21 protein-coding genes and 1 pseudogene are annotated in these 19994 nt (G+C 65.4%); 11 read left to right on the forward strand and 11 right to left on the reverse strand.

Annotation, left to right across the window (positions count from 1 at the left end; translation table 11 throughout):
- Positions 1–23 precede the first annotated feature (23 nt).
- Positions 24–1025, reverse strand: a complete 1002-nt coding sequence (locus B2790_RS20050) for an NADP-dependent oxidoreductase (protein ID WP_024086491.1) — start codon at positions 1023–1025, stop codon at positions 24–26.
- A gap of 175 nt (positions 1026–1200) precedes the next feature.
- On the opposite strand from B2790_RS20050, the gene B2790_RS20055 reads away from it, so the two are divergent.
- On the forward strand, positions 1201–1962 hold the full coding sequence (locus B2790_RS20055) for an SDR family oxidoreductase (protein ID WP_286919627.1): 762 nt from the start codon (positions 1201–1203) through the stop codon (positions 1960–1962).
- A gap of 59 nt (positions 1963–2021) precedes the next feature.
- Here the strand turns inward: B2790_RS20055 and B2790_RS20060 are convergent, their stop codons facing one another.
- A complete protein-coding gene (locus B2790_RS20060) occupies positions 2022–3197 on the reverse strand; it encodes an MFS transporter (RefSeq protein WP_286919596.1) in 1176 nt (391 codons plus the stop codon).
- Positions 3198–3405: 208 nt separating this feature from the next.
- Between B2790_RS20060 and B2790_RS20065 the strand changes: the two genes are divergently transcribed.
- The 3 genes and pseudogenes from B2790_RS20065 (at position 3406) to B2790_RS25095 (ending at position 6860) form a co-directional block, all read left to right on the forward strand.
- Positions 3406–4803 (forward strand): PLP-dependent aminotransferase family protein, encoded by a 1398-nt coding sequence (locus tag B2790_RS20065; protein WP_286919597.1) that lies wholly within the window; start codon positions 3406–3408, stop codon positions 4801–4803.
- 668 nt (positions 4804–5471) lie between these two features.
- Positions 5472–5999 (forward strand): annotated as a pseudogene (locus tag B2790_RS25090) (HAMP domain-containing protein); the annotation flags it as partial.
- Positions 5997–6860 (forward strand): methyl-accepting chemotaxis protein, encoded by an 864-nt coding sequence (locus B2790_RS25095; RefSeq protein WP_370290417.1) that lies wholly within the window; start codon positions 5997–5999, stop codon positions 6858–6860. The pseudogene B2790_RS25090 and the gene B2790_RS25095, both read left to right, overlap by 3 nt.
- A 142-nt stretch (positions 6861–7002) precedes the next feature.
- On the opposite strand, the gene B2790_RS20075 is transcribed toward B2790_RS25095, so the two are convergent.
- Positions 7003–8193, reverse strand: a complete 1191-nt coding sequence (locus B2790_RS20075; protein WP_286919599.1) for a benzoate/H(+) symporter BenE family transporter — start codon at positions 8191–8193, stop codon at positions 7003–7005.
- Between the two features lie 145 nt (positions 8194–8338).
- Here B2790_RS20075 and B2790_RS20080 point away from each other — a divergent pair, with 145 nt between their 5' ends.
- Positions 8339–8941 carry a glutathione S-transferase family protein gene (locus tag B2790_RS20080; RefSeq protein WP_025338149.1) on the forward strand — a complete coding sequence of 201 codons (603 nt, stop codon included), beginning with the start codon at positions 8339–8341 and terminating at the stop codon, positions 8939–8941.
- A gap of 129 nt (positions 8942–9070) precedes the next feature.
- Here B2790_RS20080 and B2790_RS20085 read toward each other — a convergent pair whose 3' ends face one another.
- From B2790_RS20085 to B2790_RS20105, 5 genes are all read right to left on the reverse strand, one after another.
- The gene (locus B2790_RS20085; protein ID WP_003260822.1) at positions 9071–9442 is read right to left on the reverse strand and encodes a glutaredoxin family protein; all 372 of its coding nucleotides are present in this window, start codon (positions 9440–9442) and stop codon (positions 9071–9073) included.
- A gap of 59 nt (positions 9443–9501) precedes the next feature.
- Positions 9502–10047 carry a GTP cyclohydrolase I FolE gene (gene folE / locus B2790_RS20090; RefSeq protein WP_013971502.1) on the reverse strand — a complete coding sequence of 182 codons (546 nt, stop codon included), beginning with the start codon at positions 10045–10047 and terminating at the stop codon, positions 9502–9504.
- Between the two features lie 70 nt (positions 10048–10117).
- Entirely contained in the window at positions 10118–10678 is a 561-nt protein-coding gene (locus tag B2790_RS20095) for a Smr/MutS family protein (protein ID WP_024086499.1), read from the reverse strand.
- A gap of 174 nt (positions 10679–10852) precedes the next feature.
- Positions 10853–11173: a hypothetical protein gene (locus B2790_RS20100; protein ID WP_024086500.1), complete on the reverse strand. Its 321-nt coding sequence runs from the start codon at positions 11171–11173 to the stop codon at positions 10853–10855.
- Positions 11174–11259: 86 nt separating this feature from the next.
- On the reverse strand, positions 11260–11850 hold the full coding sequence (locus B2790_RS20105) for a cysteine hydrolase family protein (RefSeq protein WP_025338152.1): 591 nt from the start codon (positions 11848–11850) through the stop codon (positions 11260–11262).
- A gap of 180 nt (positions 11851–12030) precedes the next feature.
- Here B2790_RS20105 and prmB point away from each other — a divergent pair, with 180 nt between their 5' ends.
- Complete coding sequence (prmB, locus tag B2790_RS20110; protein WP_015269350.1) at positions 12031–12939, forward strand: 50S ribosomal protein L3 N(5)-glutamine methyltransferase; 909 nt, start codon at positions 12031–12033, stop codon at positions 12937–12939.
- Positions 12940–13048: 109 nt separating this feature from the next.
- Here prmB and B2790_RS20115 read toward each other — a convergent pair whose 3' ends face one another.
- Entirely contained in the window at positions 13049–13831 is a 783-nt protein-coding gene (locus tag B2790_RS20115; protein ID WP_085665305.1) for a hypothetical protein, read from the reverse strand.
- Positions 13832–14031: 200 nt separating this feature from the next.
- Positions 14032–14994, reverse strand: a complete 963-nt coding sequence (locus tag B2790_RS20120) for an alpha/beta hydrolase (RefSeq protein WP_084785076.1) — start codon at positions 14992–14994, stop codon at positions 14032–14034.
- A gap of 235 nt (positions 14995–15229) precedes the next feature.
- On the opposite strand from B2790_RS20120, the gene aroC reads away from it, so the two are divergent.
- The 3 genes from aroC to B2790_RS20135 all read left to right on the forward strand — a co-directional run bounded on the left by aroC (position 15230) and on the right by B2790_RS20135 (position 18144).
- A complete protein-coding gene (gene aroC, locus B2790_RS20125) occupies positions 15230–16321 on the forward strand; it encodes a chorismate synthase (RefSeq protein WP_196176892.1) in 1092 nt (363 codons plus the stop codon).
- Between the two features lie 132 nt (positions 16322–16453).
- A complete protein-coding gene (locus B2790_RS20130) occupies positions 16454–17608 on the forward strand; it encodes an MFS transporter (protein WP_286919600.1) in 1155 nt (384 codons plus the stop codon).
- Positions 17608–18144 carry an oxidase gene (locus tag B2790_RS20135; RefSeq protein WP_286919601.1) on the forward strand — a complete coding sequence of 179 codons (537 nt, stop codon included), beginning with the start codon at positions 17608–17610 and terminating at the stop codon, positions 18142–18144. The genes B2790_RS20130 and B2790_RS20135 overlap by 1 nt, the downstream gene beginning before the upstream one ends.
- Positions 18145–18267: 123 nt before the next feature.
- Here B2790_RS20135 and B2790_RS20140 read toward each other — a convergent pair whose 3' ends face one another.
- Positions 18268–18540: a DUF3509 domain-containing protein gene (locus B2790_RS20140; RefSeq protein WP_025338158.1), complete on the reverse strand. Its 273-nt coding sequence runs from the start codon at positions 18538–18540 to the stop codon at positions 18268–18270.
- Between the two features lie 265 nt (positions 18541–18805).
- On the opposite strand from B2790_RS20140, the gene B2790_RS20145 reads away from it, so the two are divergent.
- A complete protein-coding gene (locus tag B2790_RS20145; RefSeq protein ID WP_025338159.1) occupies positions 18806–19330 on the forward strand; it encodes an ankyrin repeat domain-containing protein in 525 nt (174 codons plus the stop codon).
- Positions 19331–19390: 60 nt separating this feature from the next.
- Entirely contained in the window at positions 19391–19921 is a 531-nt protein-coding gene (locus tag B2790_RS20150) for a hypothetical protein (protein ID WP_015269356.1), read from the forward strand.
- The last annotated feature ends 73 nt before the right edge of the window (positions 19922–19994 follow it).

Below are 19994 nucleotides of genomic sequence, written 5' to 3' on the forward strand. Positions count from 1 at the left end.
GGCCAGTGTTGGCTACCTCAATTTCAAACCTTGAGCACCAACTTGCCAAAGTTCTCCCCACTGAACAGCTTCAGCAAGGTCTCGGGGAAGGTCTCCAGCCCTTCCACCACATCCTCCTTGCTCTTCACCTGCCCGCTGGCCAGCCACCCGGCAATCTCCAGCGCGGCCTTGCCGTAATCCTTGGCGTAATCCATCACCACGAAGCCTTCCATGCGCGCACGGTTCACCAGCAGCGACAGGTAGTTGGCCGGGCCTTTCACCGCTTCCTTGTTGTTGTATTGGCTGATGGCGCCGCAAATCACGATGCGTGCCTTGAAGTTGATGCGGGTCAGCACGGCGTCGAGGATGTCGCCGCCGACGTTGTCGAAGTACACGTCCACGCCTTTGGGGCATTCGCGCTTCAGGCCGGCCAGCACGTCTTCGGCCTTGTAGTCGATCACCCCGTCAAAGCCCAGTTCGTCCTTCAGGTACTGGCACTTCTCGGCGCCGCCGGCAATGCCGACCACGCGGCAGCCTTTGATCTTGGCAATTTGCCCGACAATGCTGCCCACCGCGCCGGCCGCGCCGGAAATGACCACAGTGTCACCGGCCTTGGGCTGGCCGACGTCCAGCAGGGCGAAGTAGGCGGTCATGCCGGTCATGCCCAGCGCCGACAGATAGCGCGGCAGGGGCGCCAGGCTGGGGTCGATCTTGTGCAGGCCCTGGGGTTCGCCAGTGAAGTAGTCCTGCACGCCAAGGGCGCCGCTTACATGGTCGCCCGGCTTGTAGGCGGGGTGGTTGGAGGCAACAACCTCGCCAACGCCCAGCGCGCGCATCACCTGGCCCAGGGCCACGGGCGGGATGTAGGACTTGCCTTCGTTCATCCAGCCGCGCATGGCCGGGTCCAACGACAGGTACAGGTTGCGCACCAGCACCTGGCCTTCGCCGGGTTGTTCGGCGGGCACGGTCTCGAAGCTGAAGTCGTCACGGCGCACGGCGCCGACCGGGCGTTTGGCGAGCAGGAAGCGGCGGTTGGTGTTGGTCATGGCGGGTCCTTGTGGGCAATGGAAGGGGGAGGCGTCAAATCTACCCTGTTGATGTAGGCAGGTCCTTAACATCACTGACAAGCATGGTAGCCCAACCGGTGGGGTGATGATGCTGCCCGCGCGGGTGGTGGCTGACTATGCTCTGAACCCCACCAAGCACGCTTTGGAGCACGCGATGAGCATGACCTATTCCGGCCAGGTAGCCCTGGTCACCGGCGGTGCCGCCGGCATCGGCCGGGCAACTGCCCTGGCTTTCGCCCGGGAGGGCCTGAAGGTGGTGGTGGCCGACCTCGACCCGGCCGGTGGCGAGGCCACTGTGGCCCTGATCCACGCTGCGGGCGGGGAGGCGCTGTTCATTGCCTGCGACGTTACCCGTGACGTCGAGGTGCGCCAACTGCACGAGCGCCTGATCGCCGCCTATGGCCGGCTGGACTATGCCTACAACAACGCAGGTATCGAGATAGAGCAGGGCCGCCTGGCCGAGGGCAGCGAGGCGGAGTTCGATGCCATCATGGGCGTCAACGTGAAGGGTGTGTGGCTGTGCATGAAGTACCAGCTGCCGTTGCTGTTGGCCCAGGGCGGTGGGGCCATCGTCAATACCGCTTCGGTGGCGGGCTTGGGCGCGGCGCCGAAGATGAGCATCTACAGCGCCTCCAAGCACGCGGTGATCGGCCTGACCAAGTCGGCGGCCATCGAATACGCCAAGAAGGGCATCCGGGTGAATGCGGTGTGCCCGGCGGTGATCGACACCGACATGTTCCGCCGTGCCTATGAGGCCGACCCGCGCAAGGCCGAGTTTGCCGCTGCCATGCATCCGGTGGGGCGCATTGGCAAGGTCGAGGAAATTGCCAGTGCCGTGTTGTATCTGTGCAGTGATGGCGCGGCGTTTACCACAGGGCATTGCCTGACGGTGGATGGTGGGGCTACGGCGATCTGAGCCGAAACCGCGTGGCCTTCTTCGCGGGCTTGCCCGCTCCCACAGGTACCCCGCTGACCTCAGGTCCTGTGATGTCCCTGTGGGAGCGGGCAAGCCCGCGAAGAGGCCCTGGCAGACCACCTCAATGCCAGCCCAACCACCACACATCCCACCACCAGCACACCACCAAACACCAGCAACGCCAATCGTGACCCCAACCGGTCGCTCAACAGCCCGGTAAAGATCACCGGCAGGCTGAACCCCAGGTACGCCAGCAGGAAGAACCCGGCGCTGGCCCGTGTCTTCTCGCTGCCGGCCAGCTCGTTCACCGCCGCCAGCCCGCCCAGGTAGATAAACCCGTAGCACGCACTACTGGCCGCCACCGCACCCAGCAATACCGCGCCCAGCTGGCCGCTGTCCGCACCCCAGGCCAGCACGGCATAGCTGCACGGCAATATCACCAGCCCCAGCAACGTGGCCGTACGGCTGCTGAGGCGCCGTGCCATGGGCTGGAACAACAACCCGCAGCTGATCACGCAAAAGGTCGAGAACCCCGACCAGGCGCTAAGCCCGTGCTGGCGCAGGATGCCCGGCAGCAGGGCGATCACCAGCCCCACGCAGGCCCACGCCAGCAAAATGGCCAGGCCATAGGCCACGCTGCCACGGGGGTAGCAGGGCAGGCGCAGCATGGGGTTGCGTTGTGCCGGGCGTAGGTCCGGCAGGCGCCATACCAGCAGCATGGCCAGCGCCGCCAGCAGCAGTTGCAGGTGGAAGCTGCCCGGGGTCAGGCTGGGGCCGCGCAGCAGGAACAGGCTGGTCAGTGCTGCACCCAGGCCAAAGCCCAGCGAGGTGCTGGCGGTAACCCAATTGGCGGCGCGGGTGTTGTCCGCGCCGCCCATCAGTTCACCCATGTAGGCGGTGGCCGTGGCCGAGGCGAGACCGGTGCCCAGGCCGAGGAACAGCCGCGCCAGGCCCAGGGTTTGCAGGCTGGGGGCCTGCAGCATCAGCACGGTGGCGACCATCGACAGGGCCAGTGCGGCGAGCACCAATGGCCGGCGCCCAACCCGGTCGGCCAGCCCGCCCAGGGCCAGCAGCACGGGTAGCACGCCCAGCACATAGCCGGAGAAGGCCACTGCGGTGGCGGCGGCGCCTTGCCCGGAGAGGTCGGCGTAGGTGATGTACAGCGGGGCCTGCAGGTTGACGGCCAGGGTGATCAGGCAGAGGGCGAAGGCCAGGCGGGCCGGGGCGGAGGGCATGGGTAGGGATCCTGGTTTTCTGGTGGCTGTTCCGGCCTCTTCGCGGGCACGCCCGCTCCCACAGGGATCGCACAGAACCTGTAGAAGCGGGCGTGCCCGCGAAAGGGCCGGGCCTGCCAACTCTGATGCCAGCCCATCCCCATCACCAGACACACCGGCAACCCTTTTATGCTTAACTGTTCGCTCAAAACCAGCGAACACTTGCCCCATGCACTTGCCCCTCGACCGCACCAGCACCACCCCGCTGGTACAGCAACTCACCGACCACCTGCAAACCTGGATCGACCAGCAACGCCTGCGCCCCGGCGCGCGCCTGCCGTCGATCCGGGCCTTGGCCCGCAGCCAGGCGGTCAGTGCGTCGTGTGTGATCGAAGCCTACGACCGCCTGGTCGCCAGCGGTTGGCTGGAGGCCCGCCACGGCACTGGCTTTTTCGTCGCCGAGCGCAAACCCGGCCTGGCCGTGGAAGATGCCCAACCCTGGGGCGAGGCCGGCGACGGCAGCTGGCGGCAGTTTCGCGAGGGCCATGACGAGTTGCTCAAGCTGGGCTGCGGCTGGTTGCCCAGCAGTTGGCGCGCCGCCACCGAACTGGCCCAGGCAGTGCGCCAGGTCAGCCGCGGCAACCCACAGGACCTGTTCGACTATTGCCCACCTTTGGGCCTGGCCAGCCTTCGCCAGCAGTTGCACAAGCGCCTGGCGCAGCTGGGCATCGCCGCCGGCCCCGAACGTATCCTCACTACCCACGGCGCCAGCCACGGCCTCGACCTGCTGGTGCGCACCCTGCTGCGCCCGGGCGACACGGTGCTGGTGGAAAACCCCGGCTACTACAACCTGTACAACCTGCTGCGCCAGCACCAGGTGCACATGCTGCCGGTGCCGCGCACCGCCGAAGGCCCGGACCTGGTCACCCTCGAAGCCCTGCTGGCGGCGCACAAGCCGCGCTGCCTGTTCATCAACAGCCTGTACCAAAACCCCACCGGCACCAGCCTGACGCCCAAGGTGGCGTATCGCCTGCTGGAGCTGGCCCGCGAGCACGACTTGCGCATCATCGAGGACGATATCTACGCCGACTTCCAGGAAGGCCCGGCCACCCGCCTGGCCACCCTCGACAGCGAACAGCGGGTAATCTACATGGCCAGCTTCTCGAAAACCCTCAGCAGCTCGCTGCGGGTCGGCTACCTGGTCGCCGACCCGCTGTTGCTGGCGCGTCTGGCCGAGTTGAAGATGGTCAGCGGCATCGGTACCTCGCGCTTTGCCGAGCAGGTGGTGGGGCAGATGCTGGCCAACGGCAGCTACCGCAAGAGCGTGCAGCGGTTGCGTGTGCGCCTGGGGCAGCACATGGCCAGGCTGCTCGGCCAGCTGGAACAGGCGGGCTGGCAGGTGTTCTGCGAGCCCTACGGCGGCATGTTCGTCTGGGCCTGCGTGCCGGGCCGGGATTTCGCCAGCCTGGAGCGCCTGGCGCTGGAACACGATGTGCTGCTCACCCCCGGCAGCGCCTTCGATTACCAGGGCGCGGCCAGTACCTGGCTGCGCATCAATGTCGCCTACGGGCAGGACTCTCGCGCCCAGGCCTTCCTTCAGCACGCAGGGCGACCTCTGCCAAGCTGATAGCGACACGCTCATAGCTATTTGACACTATTCTGACGCCAGGCCCTTGTTCATCGGCTGGCAACGTTGCCACCCTTGGCCTTCGGGATAACCTCGCACGCAGAAGGGGAATCGGCATGGGCGCGAGCAAGCACGGTGTGCTGGCCAACCTGGGCATGGCCCGCAAACTCGGCCTGGGCTTTGCCCTGGTGCTGGTGCTGACCCTGGCGGTGGCGGCCATTGGCATTGCCGCGCTGCACAGCGTTGGCCAGCGCTTCGACAGCTTGCGCCAACTGGCTCAGTTCAATACCGACCTGCTGCGCTTGCGCCAGCACGAGCAGGCCTTTGCCCTGCGCTCCGACCTGCAGCAGGCCGAGGCCTTGCGCAGCGGCCTGCAGGGCTTGGCCGAACGCGCCCGTGGCCTGCCGGCGCTGGCGGCGGCGGAAACCGACCTGGCCGCCTACGGCCAGGCATTCGAGGCCTTTGTCGAGGCGGTGCAGGCCAAGGAGCTGGCGCTGGACATGGCCAGCTGGTCGGTGTCCAGCGTGGCCAACAACCTCGATGTGCTGCAGGCCGGCCTGGCTGACGACGGCGTGTATACCCTCAAGCAGTCCCAGGGCCAGCAGGGCGGCGCGTTCCTCGAGCAGGCCGGGCAGGTGGCACAGGTGTCACGGCTGATGCTGCAGGCCATGGACGAAGCGCGGGTACGCCTGGAAAAAAGCCGCAAGGGTGAAGAGGGCGTCAGCCAGGATCGCATCGCCCAGACCGTCGAGGCCGCCAGCCTGGTCAGCCAGTTGCAGGGCGCCGTCAGCGATGCTGGCTACCAGAGTGTGCTAGGCGAAGTGGCGGGGCACATTGGCAGCTTCTCGGAAAAACTCAACGAATACACTGACCAGCTGGCCCGCGAGCAGGGCTTGAAGGCGCAGTTGCAGGCCAGTGCCGAACAAGTCACCAGCCGGGTCGACCAGGCCTACCTGGGGCAGGAGCAGGCCCTGCAGGGCGAACTGCAACGCAATGCCGTGGCCATCGGCCTGGCTACGGCATTGGCGCTGCTGGTAGGTGTGCTGGCCGCCTGGCTGATCACCCGCGCCGTGGTCGGCCCGCTCAAGCATGTGATTGCCCGCGCCCAGCGCATCGCTGCCGGCGAGCTGAGCTTTGACGCCCAGGCACCACGGCGTGACGAAGTAGGGCAGCTGATGCAGGCCATGCAGCAGATGGCGGCGGGCTTGTCGGGCATTGTCAGCGGTTTGCAGCAGGGCATCGAGCAACTGGCCGGCAATGCGCAGGCGCTTTCGGCGGTGACCGAGCAGACCAACCGCGAGGTGGGCAGCCAGAAGGAAGAGACCGAGCAGGTAGCCACCGCCATGCAGCAGATGACCGCCACGGTGCACGATGTGGCGCGTAATGCCGAAGAGGCGGCGCAGGCGGCCCAGGCTGCGGACGAGAAGGTTGATTCCGGGCAGCAGGTGGTGCGCCAGAGCATGCAGCGCATCGAGCAACTGGCGGCGGCGGCGGAGACGGCCAGCGCCGGCATCGACAGCCTCAGTGCCGAGATCCACACCATTGGCGACGTGCTGGAAGTGATCAAGAGCGTGGCCGAGCAGACCAACCTGCTGGCGCTGAATGCTGCAATCGAAGCCGCCCGGGCTGGTGAGCAGGGGCGTGGTTTTGCCGTGGTCGCTGATGAGGTGCGTGCGCTGGCGCGGCGTACCCGGCAGTCTACCGAGCAGATCGAGACCCTGGTCGCCAGCCTGCGTGGCAATGCTCAGCAGTCGGTGGCGCAGATACGCGGCAGTACCGAGCTGGTGCGTTTGGCGGTGGCTGATGCACTGCAGACCGAAAGTGCGCTGGGCAGCATCGCGGCGGCGGTGTCATTGATCCAGCAGATGAACCAGCAGATTGCCGCGGCGGCCGAGCAGCAGAGCTCGGTGGCGGAAGAGATCAGCCGTAGCGTCACGCAGATCCGCGGCAGTGCCGATCAGGCGGCGTTGGCAATGCAGGACAATGCCCGGTCGAGTATCGAGCTGGCGCAGTTGGGTACCGACCTGAAGGGGATGGTGGGGCATTTCAGGTTGTGATCTGGGCTTGGGCTTTGTGTTGCCTGTACCGGCCTCTTCGCGGGCATGCCCGCTCCCACAGGGATATCACTGAACCTGAGGGCAGTGGTACCTGTGGGAGCGGGCGAGCCCGCGAAGAGGCCAGTACAGGCAACAAATACCTTCAGGCCCTGCGCGGGTTGAGGATCATCAAGGCCAATACCCCCGCCACAATCCCCCAGAACGCCGAGCCGATCGAGAACAAGGTCAGCCCCGAAGCGGTCACCATGAAGGTAATCACCGCTGCCTCCCGCTCCCGCGCTTCGCTCATGGCCACGGTCAGCCCGTTCATGATCGAGCCGAACAGCGCCAGCGCCGCAATCGACAGCACCAGCTCTTTCGGCAGCGCCGCAAACAACGCCGCCAAGGTCGCGCCGAACACCCCGGCAATGCCATAGAAAATCCCGCACCACACCGCCGCGGTATAACGCTTGGCCGGGTCTTCATGGGCATGCGGCCCGGTGCAGATCGCCGCGCTGATAGCCGCCAGGTTGACCCCGTGCGAGCCGAACGGTGCCAGCAATAGCGAGGCAAAGCCGGTGGCCGAGATCAGCGGCGAGGCCGGCACCTGATAGCCGTCCGCGCGCAGCACGGCCACACCCGGCATGTTCTGCGAAGTCATCGCCACCACGAACAGCGGAATGCCAATGCTGATGGTCGCCGCCAGCGAGAAGCTTGGCGTGGTCCACACCGGCGTGGCCGCTTCCAGGCGGAAGCCGCTGAAGTCCAGCAGGCCCAGGGCGCCGGACAGCACCGTGCCCACCAGCAACGCGGCCAATACGCAGTAACGCGGCGACAGGCGCTTGACCAGCAGGTAGCTGAAGAACATGCCCAGTACCAGCAAGGTGCGGTGCTGGGCGGCAACGAAGATTTCGCTGCCGATCTTGAACAGGATGCCCGCCAGCAGCGCCGAGGCCAGCGAGGCCGGGATGCGCTTGACCAGGCGCTCGAAGCTGCCGGTCAGGCCACAGATCAGCACCAGCACGGCGCAGGTGATGTAGGCGCCGATCGCCTCGCTATAACTGACCCCGCCCAGGCTGGTGATCAGCAAGGCGGCGCCTGGGGTGGACCAGGCCACGGTGATCGGCGTGCGGTAACGCAGCGACAGGCCGATGCTGCACACCGCCATGCCGATCGACAACGCCCAGATCCATGACGAAATCTGCGCGCTGGTCAGCCCGGCAGCCTGGCCGGCCTGGAACATCAGCACCAGCGAGCTGGTATAGCCGGTGAGCATGGCGATGAAGCCGGCGACCACCGCCGACGGGGAGCTGTCTGCCAGGGGCCGCAGGCGTGCGGAAGTGGCATCGGTCATGAACAAAATCCTTGTAAAGGTGTAAGCAGTTTTTTCAGACTACAGCGAGCAAGGTTGATCCTTGCCATACAGCGGCCATTGCTTTTAGCCGTACAGTCGCCAACTATTGGGCGCAAATGCAGAACTGCTTGGGAGTGGAGGGGCGATGTACAAGGTCTATGGCGACTACCAGTCGGGCAACTGTTACAAGGTCAAGCTGATGTTGAGCCTGCTGGGCCGGCCATATGAATGGCACCCGGTGGACATCCTCAAGGGCGAGACCGAAACGCCCGAGTTCCTGGCGATGAACCCCAACGGCAAGGTGCCGGTGCTGGAGTTGGAAGACGGCAGCTACCTGTGGGAGTCCAATGCCATTCTCAACTTCCTGGCCGATGGCAGCGAGTTTCTGCCCACCGAGCCACGCCTGCGTACCCAGGTGTTGCAGTGGCAGTTCTTCGAGCAGTACAGCCATGAGCCGTACATTGCCGTGGCGCGTTTCATCCAGTTCTACCTGGGGTTGCCAGACGAGCGCCTGGAGGAGTACCGCAAGCTGCACAAGGGCGGTTACAAGGCCCTGAGGGTGATGGAGCGGCAGCTGCAGATGACGCCGTACCTGGTCGGCGAGCAGTATTCGATTGCCGATGTGGCGTTGTATGCCTACACCCATGTGGCGCAGCAGGGCGGGTTCGACCTGGCCGACTACCCGGCAGTGAGGGCCTGGCTGGAGCGGGTCAGCAGCCATCCACGGCATGTGCCGATGGTGGGCTAGTTTCTAGCTGTGCCGGCCTCTTCGCGGGCATGCCCGCTCCCACAGGTATTCCACAATATTCAGCCCTGTGGTGAACCTGTGGGAGCGGGCGTGCCCGCGAAAGGGCCAGTACAGGCCGCCTGCAAACGGTCAGGCCGAAGCGAACCGCTCATCCAGGTAGGCAATGATCGCCTTGGACTCATACATCCAGGTCACCTTGCCCGCTTCTTCAATGCGCAGGCACGGCACTTTCACCCGGCCACCACCTTCCTGCAGGGCCTGGCGGTGCACCGGGTCGTTCTTGGCATCGCGCAGCGCCACCGGCACGTTCAAACGGTGCAGGGTACGGCGGGTCTTGACGCAGAACGGGCAGGCGTGGAACTGGTACAGCGCCAGGCCCTGGGCCGCTTGCTCGACGCGGGCCTGGGCGGCGGCGTCGCGCTTGCGCTTGGCCGGGCGGCTGATCCAGTCGCCGAACACGATGAGCTGGCCGAGGCCAACCCGCAGGGCTTTGACGATCATGGGCAACTCCTGAAATGAAAAAGCCGACCCGGCAGGGTCGGCTCGGGGTCAGCAGCCAATCACTTGATCAGGCTGAGGAACTCGCTGCGGGTGGCGGCGTTTTCGCGGAACTCACCCAGCATCACCGAGGTGATCATGGTCGAGTTCTGCTTCTCGACACCGCGCATCATCATGCACATGTGCTTGGCTTCGATGACCACGGCAACGCCGGCGGCACCGGTTACCTGCTGCACGGCCTCGGCAACCTGGCGGCTGAGGTTTTCCTGGATCTGCAGGCGGCGAGCGTACATGTCGACGATGCGCGCCACCTTCGACAGGCCCAGTACCTTGCCCTTGGGCAGGTAGGCCACGTGCGCCTTGCCGATGAACGGCAGCATGTGGTGTTCGCACATCGAATACAGCTCGATGTCCCGGACCAGCACCATTTCGCTGTTGTCAGAGCTGAACAGCGCGTTGTTGGTGACTTCTTCCAGTGTTTGCTCATAACCGCGGCAAAGGTACTTCATCGCCTTTGCAGCCCGCTTGGGCGTGTCGAGCAGGCCCTCACGGGAGACGTCCTCGCCAATCTGGCTGAGGATCTCGGTGTAGTTCTGTTCCAGGGACATGGATCTACCTGTGGGAAAAAATCGCAAAAACGAAGGGTACGGCGGTGAGGGCGGCGCTGCAAGCGCGGCGTTACTCGTCGCGGCCTTCGAGCATGGTTCGCTTGAGCATCACATACACCGCGCCGGTGCCGCCGTGGCGGGCGTTGCACGAGGCAAAACCGAGCACCTGCGGGTGCTGGCGCAGCCAGGTGTTGACGTGGCTCTTGATCATCGGGCGCTTGCCGTCCAGGCGCGCGGCCTTGCCGTGGGTAACCCGCACGCAGCGCACTTCCAGTTTGGTGGCTTCGGCGATGAAGTCCCACAGGGTTTCGCGGGCCTTTTCCACGGTCATGCCATGCAGGTCGAGGCTGCCCTCGAACGGGATCTGCCCCAGCTTCAGCTTGCGCAGCTGGCCTTCCTGCACGCCGTCGCGGCGCCACAGCAGCTCGTCTTCGGCGCCAACGTCGATGACGAACTGGTCGGACATGCCGTCGATCACCAGCGCCTTGTCACTGCGCACGGTCGCCGCCTGGCGCAGGCCGGCCAGCTTCTGGCGGTCGGCCTTCGGCTTGCCGACTTCGGCGCGGTCGTGCGTGATCGGTTTGACACCGCGCACTTCGGCCTTGAACAGGGAAAAATCGTCGTCTTGCATGATGCCTCCACGTGGGCGGCGTAGTTTACGCGACTGTGGGGCCTTGTGCAGCCTGTGCCGGCCCTTTCGCGGGCACGCCCGCTCCCACAGGGATATCACTGGGGCTGAAGGGAGCGGGGTACCTGTGGGAGCGGGCGTGCCCGCGAAGAGGCCGATACAGGTAATACAACCCCATCAGTCATGCTTCTTCATCAGGTGCGGCGACAGGTTCAGTTCCCGCCCGCGGCGCAGGCGAATGCGGCTGCGCCGCCAGAAGCGCACGCCCAGCCACAGCAGCAGCAAGCCGGCCACGGTGAGGATACCGGCCAGCGGTTTGTTGGCATTGAGCTCCGCCAGGGCAGGGTAGTTGCCCAGCAGGCCGGCGACGCCGGCCATTGCCAGTAGCACGCCAAGGGTCGCCAGCATGGCCGACAGGCCGGCCGCCAGGCGGGCGCCCCAGTTACGCGGTTCGCGCGGGCGCAGGCGCTTGGCGTCGAAACTGCCTTTGAGCTTCATTCCGCTCTCCTCTGTGGATATCCGGAATTCGACCTGGAGCCGCCCATCGGGTTCCGCCCGGCTGCCGGGCGGTCGTACCCAGCCGATCAGATCAGGCTGGCGGTGGGGGCCACGCAAGCGAAGTTGTCGGCCATCACGGCCATTTCGCACTGGTGGATCTGCGCGGCCGGGATCACCCCATCCTTGAATGCCAGGTCGCGGGTCGCCGAAGCGTCTTCCACCAGGGTGCAGCGGTAACCGTAGTCCTTGGCGCGGCGTACCGTGGTGCTGACGCTGGAGTGGCTCATGAAGCCGCAGACGATCAGGTCCAGGTGGCCCAGCGCCTGCAGGGTCTCATGCAGCTGGGTGTTCTTGAATGCATTGGGCATGCGTTTTTCGATGACGATTTCGCCTTCCAGCGGCTCCAGCCCCGGAATGAACTGGCCGGCCGGCCCTTGTGGGTCGAAGCGGCCACCGACAGTGCCCAGGTGGCGAACGTGGATGATCGGACGGCCGCTCTTGCGCGCGGCGTCGAGCAACCTGGCGATGTTGGCCACGGCCTCGTCCATGCCCGACAGCGCCAGGGGCCCGCTGAGGTACTCCTTTTGCGCATCGATGATGATCAGGCTGGCGTGGCTCAGCTTGGCCGGCGGGTAGTCGCGGCCAGTGAGGCGAAACATCGTGGTTGGAACGGACATCAAGGGCTCCTTGGATAGGGCTTTTGTATACCTATTCTCCCCTGCCTTGGCGCCAATGGGAATGGTTGACAACGCAAGCGGCATGGTTACTGGCTTGTGGCTAGCCATTGGGTAAGGCAAAGGAACAAATGTGCGGGTGGGGCTGTTAGACTTTTGTCCGGTCTGAATTAGGAGTACCCCGTGATCACATCCCGCCTGCGCACGCTGCGCGACTACATCCGCTGGGCGGTCAGCCGCTTCCACGAGCACGACCTGTTCTTCGGCCACGGTGCCGACAACGCCTGGGACGAGGCCCGCCTGTTGGTACTGGGGGCGGTGCATCTGCCGTGGGAGGTGGCTGACAGCTACCTGGACTGCATGCTCGAGGACGACGAGCGGGTACGCCTGCAGCACCTGCTGAAGCGCCGTATCGAAGAACGCGTGCCGGCCGCCTACCTGCTGGGCGAGGCCTGGTTCTGCGGCATGTCGTTCATCGTCGACGAGCGCGTGCTGGTGCCGCGTTCGCCGATTGGCGAGCTGATCGAGAAACGCTTCGAGCCGTGGCTGGCGAGCGAGCCGGCGCGCATTCTCGACCTGTGCACCGGTTCTGGCTGCATCGGCATCGTTGCCGCCGACGTGTTCCCCGAGGCCGAGGTAGTGCTGGCCGACCTGTCGTTCGAGGCGCTCGAAGTGGCCAACCAGAACATCGAACGCCACGGCCTGGACGGGCGCGTGTACACCGTGCAGGGCGACGGCTTTGGCGGTTTGCCGGGGCAGCGTTTCGACCTGATCCTGTCCAACCCGCCGTATGTCGATGCCGAAGACTTCGACGACATGCCGGCCGAGTATCACCACGAGCCCGAGTTGGGCCTGGCCTGTGGCAACGATGGCCTGGACCTGGTGCGGCGCATGCTGGCCGAAGCGGCGGACCACCTGACCGACAAGGGCTTGCTGATTGTCGAGGTGGGCAACAGCCAGGTGCATGTCGAGGCGCTGTACCCCGAAGTGGACTTTGCCTGGCTGGAGTTCGAGCGCGGCGGGCATGGGGTGTTCATGCTGACTGCCGAGCAGTGCCGCCAGCATCAGGAACTGTTCAAGGCCCGGGTCTGACTTCAGGGCCCATTCGCGGGCTTGCCCGCTCCCACAGGTACAGCGCTGTCCTCAGGCTTTGCGCAATTCCTGTGGGAGCGGGCAAGCCCGCGAAGCAGGCAACGCGGTGTCAGCGCGTGGCAATCCAGATCAGCAACCCGGCCTGGAACACCGCAAACGCCACCAGGCAGGTAATGGTAAAGCGCAACCCACTATCTTCACGCTGGTACTTGGCAACCCGTTCATCCCGCTCACGCAGTTGCCCTTCCTTCTCCTGCAACTGCTGGTCAGCCTGTTGCAGCAGGCCGGCAGCATCCAGTATCCCCACTCGCTGCAAGCGCTCGCTGTTCCACGCGCCCTTGAGCTGGCCCACCGTCATTTCCACGGTACGGCCCTTCAGATGCTGGCTGTCCTCGTACTCCACCTCGATACCCATGCCGCGCAGGCAGTGGTCACGACGCAGGCGTGAGTCTTCGTTCAGCGCATCCTTGCTCGGCAGCGCCATGCCCTCGATCTGGTAGTGCGACCACTTGCGCTGCAGCCACTGCGCGGCCTGAGCCAGCAGGAAGCGGCCGATGCCACGGTTCAGCGGCTCAAGTTGCAGGCCATGTTCATTTCCGATGCGCACCAGGCGCGCGGTGTGGTCGACGCGAATGTCCAGGCGGTTCTGTTCCTTGTGCACCTTCTGCCCGGGCAGCTGGATTTCCATGCGCAACAGGCTGTGGGCCTTGTCGTGGCGTTCGGCATAGCCGAACTGCACAAAGCGCAGCGGCCGTGCGCCGGTGTTGCGGTCGGTGGGCAGGGCGGCCAGGCGCAACAGCTGGAAATGTTCGGCGGCCAGCTCGGCCCAGGGCAGGGCGGTGCTTTCCTCGGGCTCTTCGGCCGGCTCTACGGCGGCGGGGGCGGTTGTCATCAGGGCTTGTCCTTGGGTACGGGCATGCGGCAGGGGCTGCTGCGCAGCCCATCGCCGGCAAGCCAGCTCCCACAGGGACCGCAGGGCATTCAGGCCTATTGTGTTCCTGTGGGAGCTGGCTTGCCGGCGATGGGGCGCGCCAGCGGCCCCAAAATTCCGCTAATACTGAAATATCGGCCGTACCGGCCAAGACCTGAGGGTCAGGCAGAAGGCAAATGCTGGATAAACGTCACAATCTGCTCGCCAAGCTCCCTTGCCAGCGGCAGTTCAGGGTTGAGGTAGCTGTCGCGCTGCTGGCTCATCGCCTTGGGGCTGATGCGCAGCATGTGGTTCATGCCATCGATCAGCACCAGTTGGGCATCCGGCTTGGCAGCCTTCAGCCGTTCGGCATCGACCACGCCCACCTGCACGTCGTTGCGCCCCTGCACAATGAGCGCGGGCATGGGCAGGCGGGCAAAGGCCGCCGCCGGGTTCTGCTGGAACAGCGAAATCAGGTAGGGCTGCACGCTGGGGCGGAAAACCTGGCGCAGCGGCGCCGGCACCTCCAGGCTGGTCTGCCCGGCCTGCAGGCGGTCGAGCAGGGCGCTGCCACCGGCCAGTTGTGCCGGCGGCAGGCGCTGGGCCAGCTGTTCGCGCAGCACCTCGGCCAGCGGCCGGCCGCTGCCGGCCAGGGTAATCACCGCGCTGGCGCCGGCCTGCTCGGCGGCCAGGCTGGCGATCAGCGCGCCTTCGCTGTGCCCGATCAGGATCAACGGGCCAAAGCGCGGGTCGGCCTTGAGCTTGTGGCTCCAGGCGACCACGTCGGCCACGTAGCGCTCCACGCTCAGGTCACGCTCGTCGGGCGTGGCCGGCTGGCTGGCGGCCACCCCGCGCTTGTCGTAGCGCACGCTGGCGATGTGCTCGTTGGCCAGCAGCAGGGCCAGGCGCTTGAGGTTGTCGACCCGGCCTGACGCCGGGTTGTTGCCGTCACGGTCGGTGGGGCCGGAGCCGGCGATGATCAGCACCACCGGTGGCGGGGTGGGCTGTTGCGGCAGCAGCAGGCTGCCGTGCAGCACGCCCTGGCCGGTGTCGAGGTCGATCGGGCGTTGCAGCACGGTGGGGGCGGCGGCCTGGGCCAGGCCGGTGCACAGCAGGAAGAAGAGGGCGACGAGGCGCGACATCATGCGGTACTACATGGGGAGATGAGGGTTTGACCCAGTGTTTGCGGGAAGGTTCTCGGGCCTTGCCTGGCAGGTTCGGCCTCTTCGCGGGCTCGCCCGCTCCCACAGGTTTACCACAGCCTGAGTCATGTGGGGTACCTGTGGGAGCGGGCGAGCCCGCGAAGAGGCCAGCACAGGCGATCAATCCATCTGTATACTGCCGCTTTCGTTCACTTCAGGCAGATCTCGCGGAGCGTCCATGTCCGGCAATACCTACGGCAAGCTGTTCACTGTCACCACCGCTGGCGAGAGCCATGGCCCGGCGTTGGTCGCCATTGTCGATGGATGCCCACCGGGCCTGGAAATTTCCCTCGCCGACCTGCAGCACGACCTCGACCGGCGCAAGCCCGGCACCAGCCGGCACACCACTCAGCGCCAGGAAGCCGACGAGGTGGAGATCCTCTCCGGCGTGTTCGAAGGCCGCACCACCGGCTGCTCGATCGGCCTGCTGATCCGCAACACCGACCAGAAGTCCAAGGACTATTCGGCGATCAAGGACCTGTTCCGCCCGGCCCACGCCGACTACACCTACCACCACAAGTACGGCATCCGCGACTACCGCGGCGGTGGCCGCAGCTCGGCCCGCGAAACCGCCATGCGCGTGGCCGCCGGTGCCATCGCCAAGAAATACCTGGCCACTCAGGGCATCACCGTGCGCGGCTACATGAGCCAGCTGGGCCCGATCGAAATTCCGTTCAAGACCTGGGAGTCGGTGGAGCAGAATGCCTTCTTCAGCCCTGACCCGAGCAAAGTGCCGGAGCTGGAGGCCTACATGGACCAGCTGCGCCGTGACCAGGACTCGGTGGGTGCCAAGATCACCGTGGTCGCCGAAGGCGTCATGCCGGGCCTGGGCGAGCCTATCTTCGACCGCCTCGACGCCGAACTGGCCCACGCGCTGATGAGCATCAACGCGGTCAAGGGCGTGGAAATCGGCGCCGGCTTCGCCAGCGTGGCCCAGCGCGGCACCGAGCACCGTGACGAACTGACCCCGGAAGGCTTCCTCAGCAACAATGCTGGCGGCATCCTCGGCGGTATTTCCTCGGGCCAGCCGATCGTTGCCCACCTGGCGCTGAAGCCGACCTCCAGCATCACCACCCCGGGCCGCTCCATCGACATCGACGGCAACCCGGTGGACGTCATCACCAAAGGCCGCCACGACCCGTGCGTGGGCATCCGCGCCACGCCGATCGCCGAGGCGATGATGGCCATCGTGCTGATGGACCACCTGCTGCGCCACCGCGCGCAGAATGCCGATGTGAAGGTGAATACCCCGGTGCTGGGCCAGCTCTGATTCGCTTGCACTGGCCCTATCGCCGGCAAGCCAGCTCCCACAGGATTACCACAAGCCTGAACATTGTGGGGTACCTGTGGGAGCTGGCTTGCCGGCGATAGGGCCAGTACCGGCAACCCCATAGGCCACCCCATGCAACCAATCCCCTACTGGCGCCTGTCCAGCTTCTATCTGTTCTACTTCGCCCTGCTCGGTTCCACCGCCCCGTTCCTGGCGCTGTACTTCGACCACCTGGGCTTCTCTCCGGCACGCATCGGCGAGCTGGTGGCCATCCCCATGCTCATGCGCTGCATCGCCCCCAACCTGTGGGGCTGGCTGGGTGACCGCACCGGCCAGCGCCTGCTGATCGTGCGCCTGGGCGCATTGTCGACCCTGGCCACCTTCGCTCTTATCTTCCTCGGCAAAAGCTACGCCTGGCTGGCGCTGGTCATGGCCCTGCACGCGTTCTTCTGGCATGCGGTGCTGCCGCAGTTCGAGGTCATCACCCTGGCTCACCTGCACGGGCAAACCTCGCGCTACAGCCAGGTGCGCCTGTGGGGCTCGATCGGCTTCATCCTCACCGTGGTCGGCCTGGGCCGGCTGTTCGAGTGGCTGAGCCTGGATATCTACCCGGTGGCGCTGGTCACGATCATGGCCGGCATCGTCGCCGCCAGCCTGTGGGTACCCAATGCCCAGCCGGTGGAGCAGGCCGAGCGCAGCGGCGCGGGCGGCTTCCTGCAGCAGCTGCGGGCGCCCGGGGTGATCGCGTTCTACGCCTGCGTGGCACTGATGCAACTCAGCCACGGGCCGTACTACACCTTCCTCACCCTGCACCTGGAACATCTGGGCTATGCCCGGGGTGCCATTGGCTTGCTGTGGGCACTGGGGGTGGTGGCCGAAGTACTGGTGTTCATGGCCATGAGCCGCATCTTCGCGCGCTTTTCGGTGCAGCAGGTGCTGCTGGCCAGCTTCGTGCTGGCGGCGCTGCGCTGGCTGTTGCTGGGCAACCTGGCCGGTGAGCCGGCGGTGCTGGTGTTCGCCCAAGTGCTGCATGCTGCCACCTTCGGCTGCTTCCATGCCGCCAGCATCGCTTTCGTCCAGGCAAGCTTCGGCGCCCGTCAGCAGGGCCAGGGCCAGGCGCTGTATGCGGCGCTGTCGGGCACTGGCGGTGCGCTGGGGGCGTTGTATTCGGGTTACAGCTGGAAACTGCTGGGGCCCACCTTCACCTTTGGTATGGCCAGTGCCGCAGCCTTGGCTGCAGCCGTTATCATTGCCCTTTGTTCGCAACCGACCAGGACCCGCCCCTGATGAGCATTCTCAGCGTTTTCCACCCCTCCAGCCCGGAACTGCCGAACAAGGTGCTGACCCACCACGACGACATCGCCGCCACCCTGGCCGAACAGGGCGTGCGCTTTACCCAGGCCGAGCATGGCCTGCGGGTGCGCCCGGGTACGGCCCAGGACGAGGTGCTGGAGGCCTGCCGCGAGCACTTGGACCAGTTGATGACAGCGCATGGCAGCAAAGCCTTCGTGGTGCTCAACCGTGACGGCGAGGCCCCGGCGCAGGTGGACGCGCGCGATGAGCATGTGCATGACGCCGACGAGGTGTTTGCCGTGGTCAGCGGGCGGGCGCAGGTTGGCCTGCGGTTGGGGGATTGGGTGTATTCGGTGCTGTGCGAGAAGGGTGACCAGCTGGTGGTGCCAGCGGGGACCCGGCGCTGGGTCGAGCTGGGCAATGCGCCGTTTTGCCTGGCGTTGCGGTTGTATGGCAGCGAACAGGGGATGCAGCCGAGGTTTACCGGGGATGTGACTGCGCGGGCGTTTCTGGGCATTGATGAGTTGTGATGGCTTTGCCGGCCTCTTCGCGGGCTCGCCCGCTCCCACAGGTATATCGCCGAGCCTGAGGGCCGCGCTATGCCTGTGGGAGCGGGCGAGCCCGCGAAGAGGCCAGATAAACCAACACAAAACTCAGCGATAAGTCGGCAAGGCAAACCGCTGCTGGCTCTGCAGCATCGAAATCACCGGCAGTTCACTGGCCTGTTCCGCCAGATCCCGGCGAATCGCACTGATCGCCCACGAAAGCTGTTCGGCACTGTGCAATTGCGTATAGGTCAGTACCCGGCGGGTGACCTTGCCATCAGCAGCGCGCAGGGTCAGCAGCACACCGCCGTCGGGCCGGGCCTGGGTATTAACCTGGTAGGCCGAAAATACCGAAACGAACTTTTCCTGGATGAGGTCCATATCAACTCCTGGCTGTTGCGTGGCAGACGTGAGTTGATCGTTGCAGTGACCGTGCCAGGAATTTTTTTCTGAAAAATCCCTTTAAATTCAGTTATTTACGTATTTTTTTCGGAAGCGCTGTCGTGCAAGCTGCACGGTCGTGCATTTTGCACAGTGCATATTGCACGACCCTTGGCCAGCTATCGGCCCGATAGAATCTGAACCTTTGACCCGGCAGCCTTGCCTGACAAAGACTTGGGCAACGATTTCTGCCAGGAGGTTCCAAATGTCCAGCCAACCCACGCCTGCCACCATGACCGACGACGAAACCGCCGCCTTCGCCGAGCAGGTGTTCGAACGTGCTCGCCAAGGCGATGCCGAGATGCTCGGGCGCCTGCTTGCCAGCGGTCTGCCGGCCAACCTGCGCAACCACAAGGGTGACACCCTGCTGATGCTGGCCAGCTACCACGGCCACCACGACGCAGTGCGCGTGCTGCTGGCGCATGGCGCCGACCCGCTGATTGCCAACGATAACGGCCAGCTACCCATCGCCGGTGCCGCGTTCAAGGGCGACCTGGCCATGATCCGCCTGTTGCTGGAGCACGGCGTACCGGTGGATGCCGCCGCGCAGGATGGCCGCACCGCGCTGATGCTGGCGGCCATGTTCAACCGCAGCGAAATCCTCGACTACCTGCTGGCCCAGGGGGCCGACCCGGCCCGTCAGGATGCCCGTGGTACCACCGCGCTGATGGCAGCGCAAACCATGGGGGCCGTGGACGCCGCAGCGCGCCTGCAAGTGCTGGCCGGCTAACCGCAAGGGGGCATTTGCGTCTATCCTTGGCGACTTTTCACCCGTCGCAGGCCCCCTTTCATGAAAACTCAGTTGCTCGAATTCATCAGCCTCATTGGCGCTGGCTGCATGCGCGAGGAAGACATCGAGCGCATCGCCGACGAGGCCGCCCAGGCCTACGCCGACCCCGCCGCCTTCCTGGCCGCCAACCCCGACATCAACTACGACGACAGCTTCCCCATCCCGTTGGGCGAATGGGTGGTGCTGGGCAGCCTGCCGGACACCGTGGTGTTCCAGGCCGACAGCTACCAGGACCTGTTCCAGCAGATCAGCGATTCGTTCGACCAGAGCGTGCCGTTCACCCTCAAGCCCAAGCAGCTGGCCCGCACCGAGCCGCTGACCGCACTCAACCGCATCCAGGTGCAGATGGGCGCGCTGAACAAAGAGGCCGGTGGTTATGTGCTGCTCAACTTCAGCCAGTTGCTGGATGACGAGCTGCAGATGGTGATGGTGGGGCAGAACGACCTGGCGCGGGTGCTGGAGCTGGGGGCAGAGGTGGGGATCAAGGTCGAGCCGGCCCTGGAGGCCCTGAAGGTGGCCGTGCACATCTGATTTCAGCGTTTGCTTCTTCGCGGGCTTGCCCGCTCCCACAGGATAATCACTGGGCCCGAGGGCAGTGGAGTCC

This window comes from Pseudomonas sp. UBA6753 (assembly GCF_002453565.1).
In the GTDB taxonomy this organism is placed as follows: domain Bacteria; phylum Pseudomonadota; class Gammaproteobacteria; order Pseudomonadales; family Pseudomonadaceae; genus Aquipseudomonas; species Aquipseudomonas putida_Z.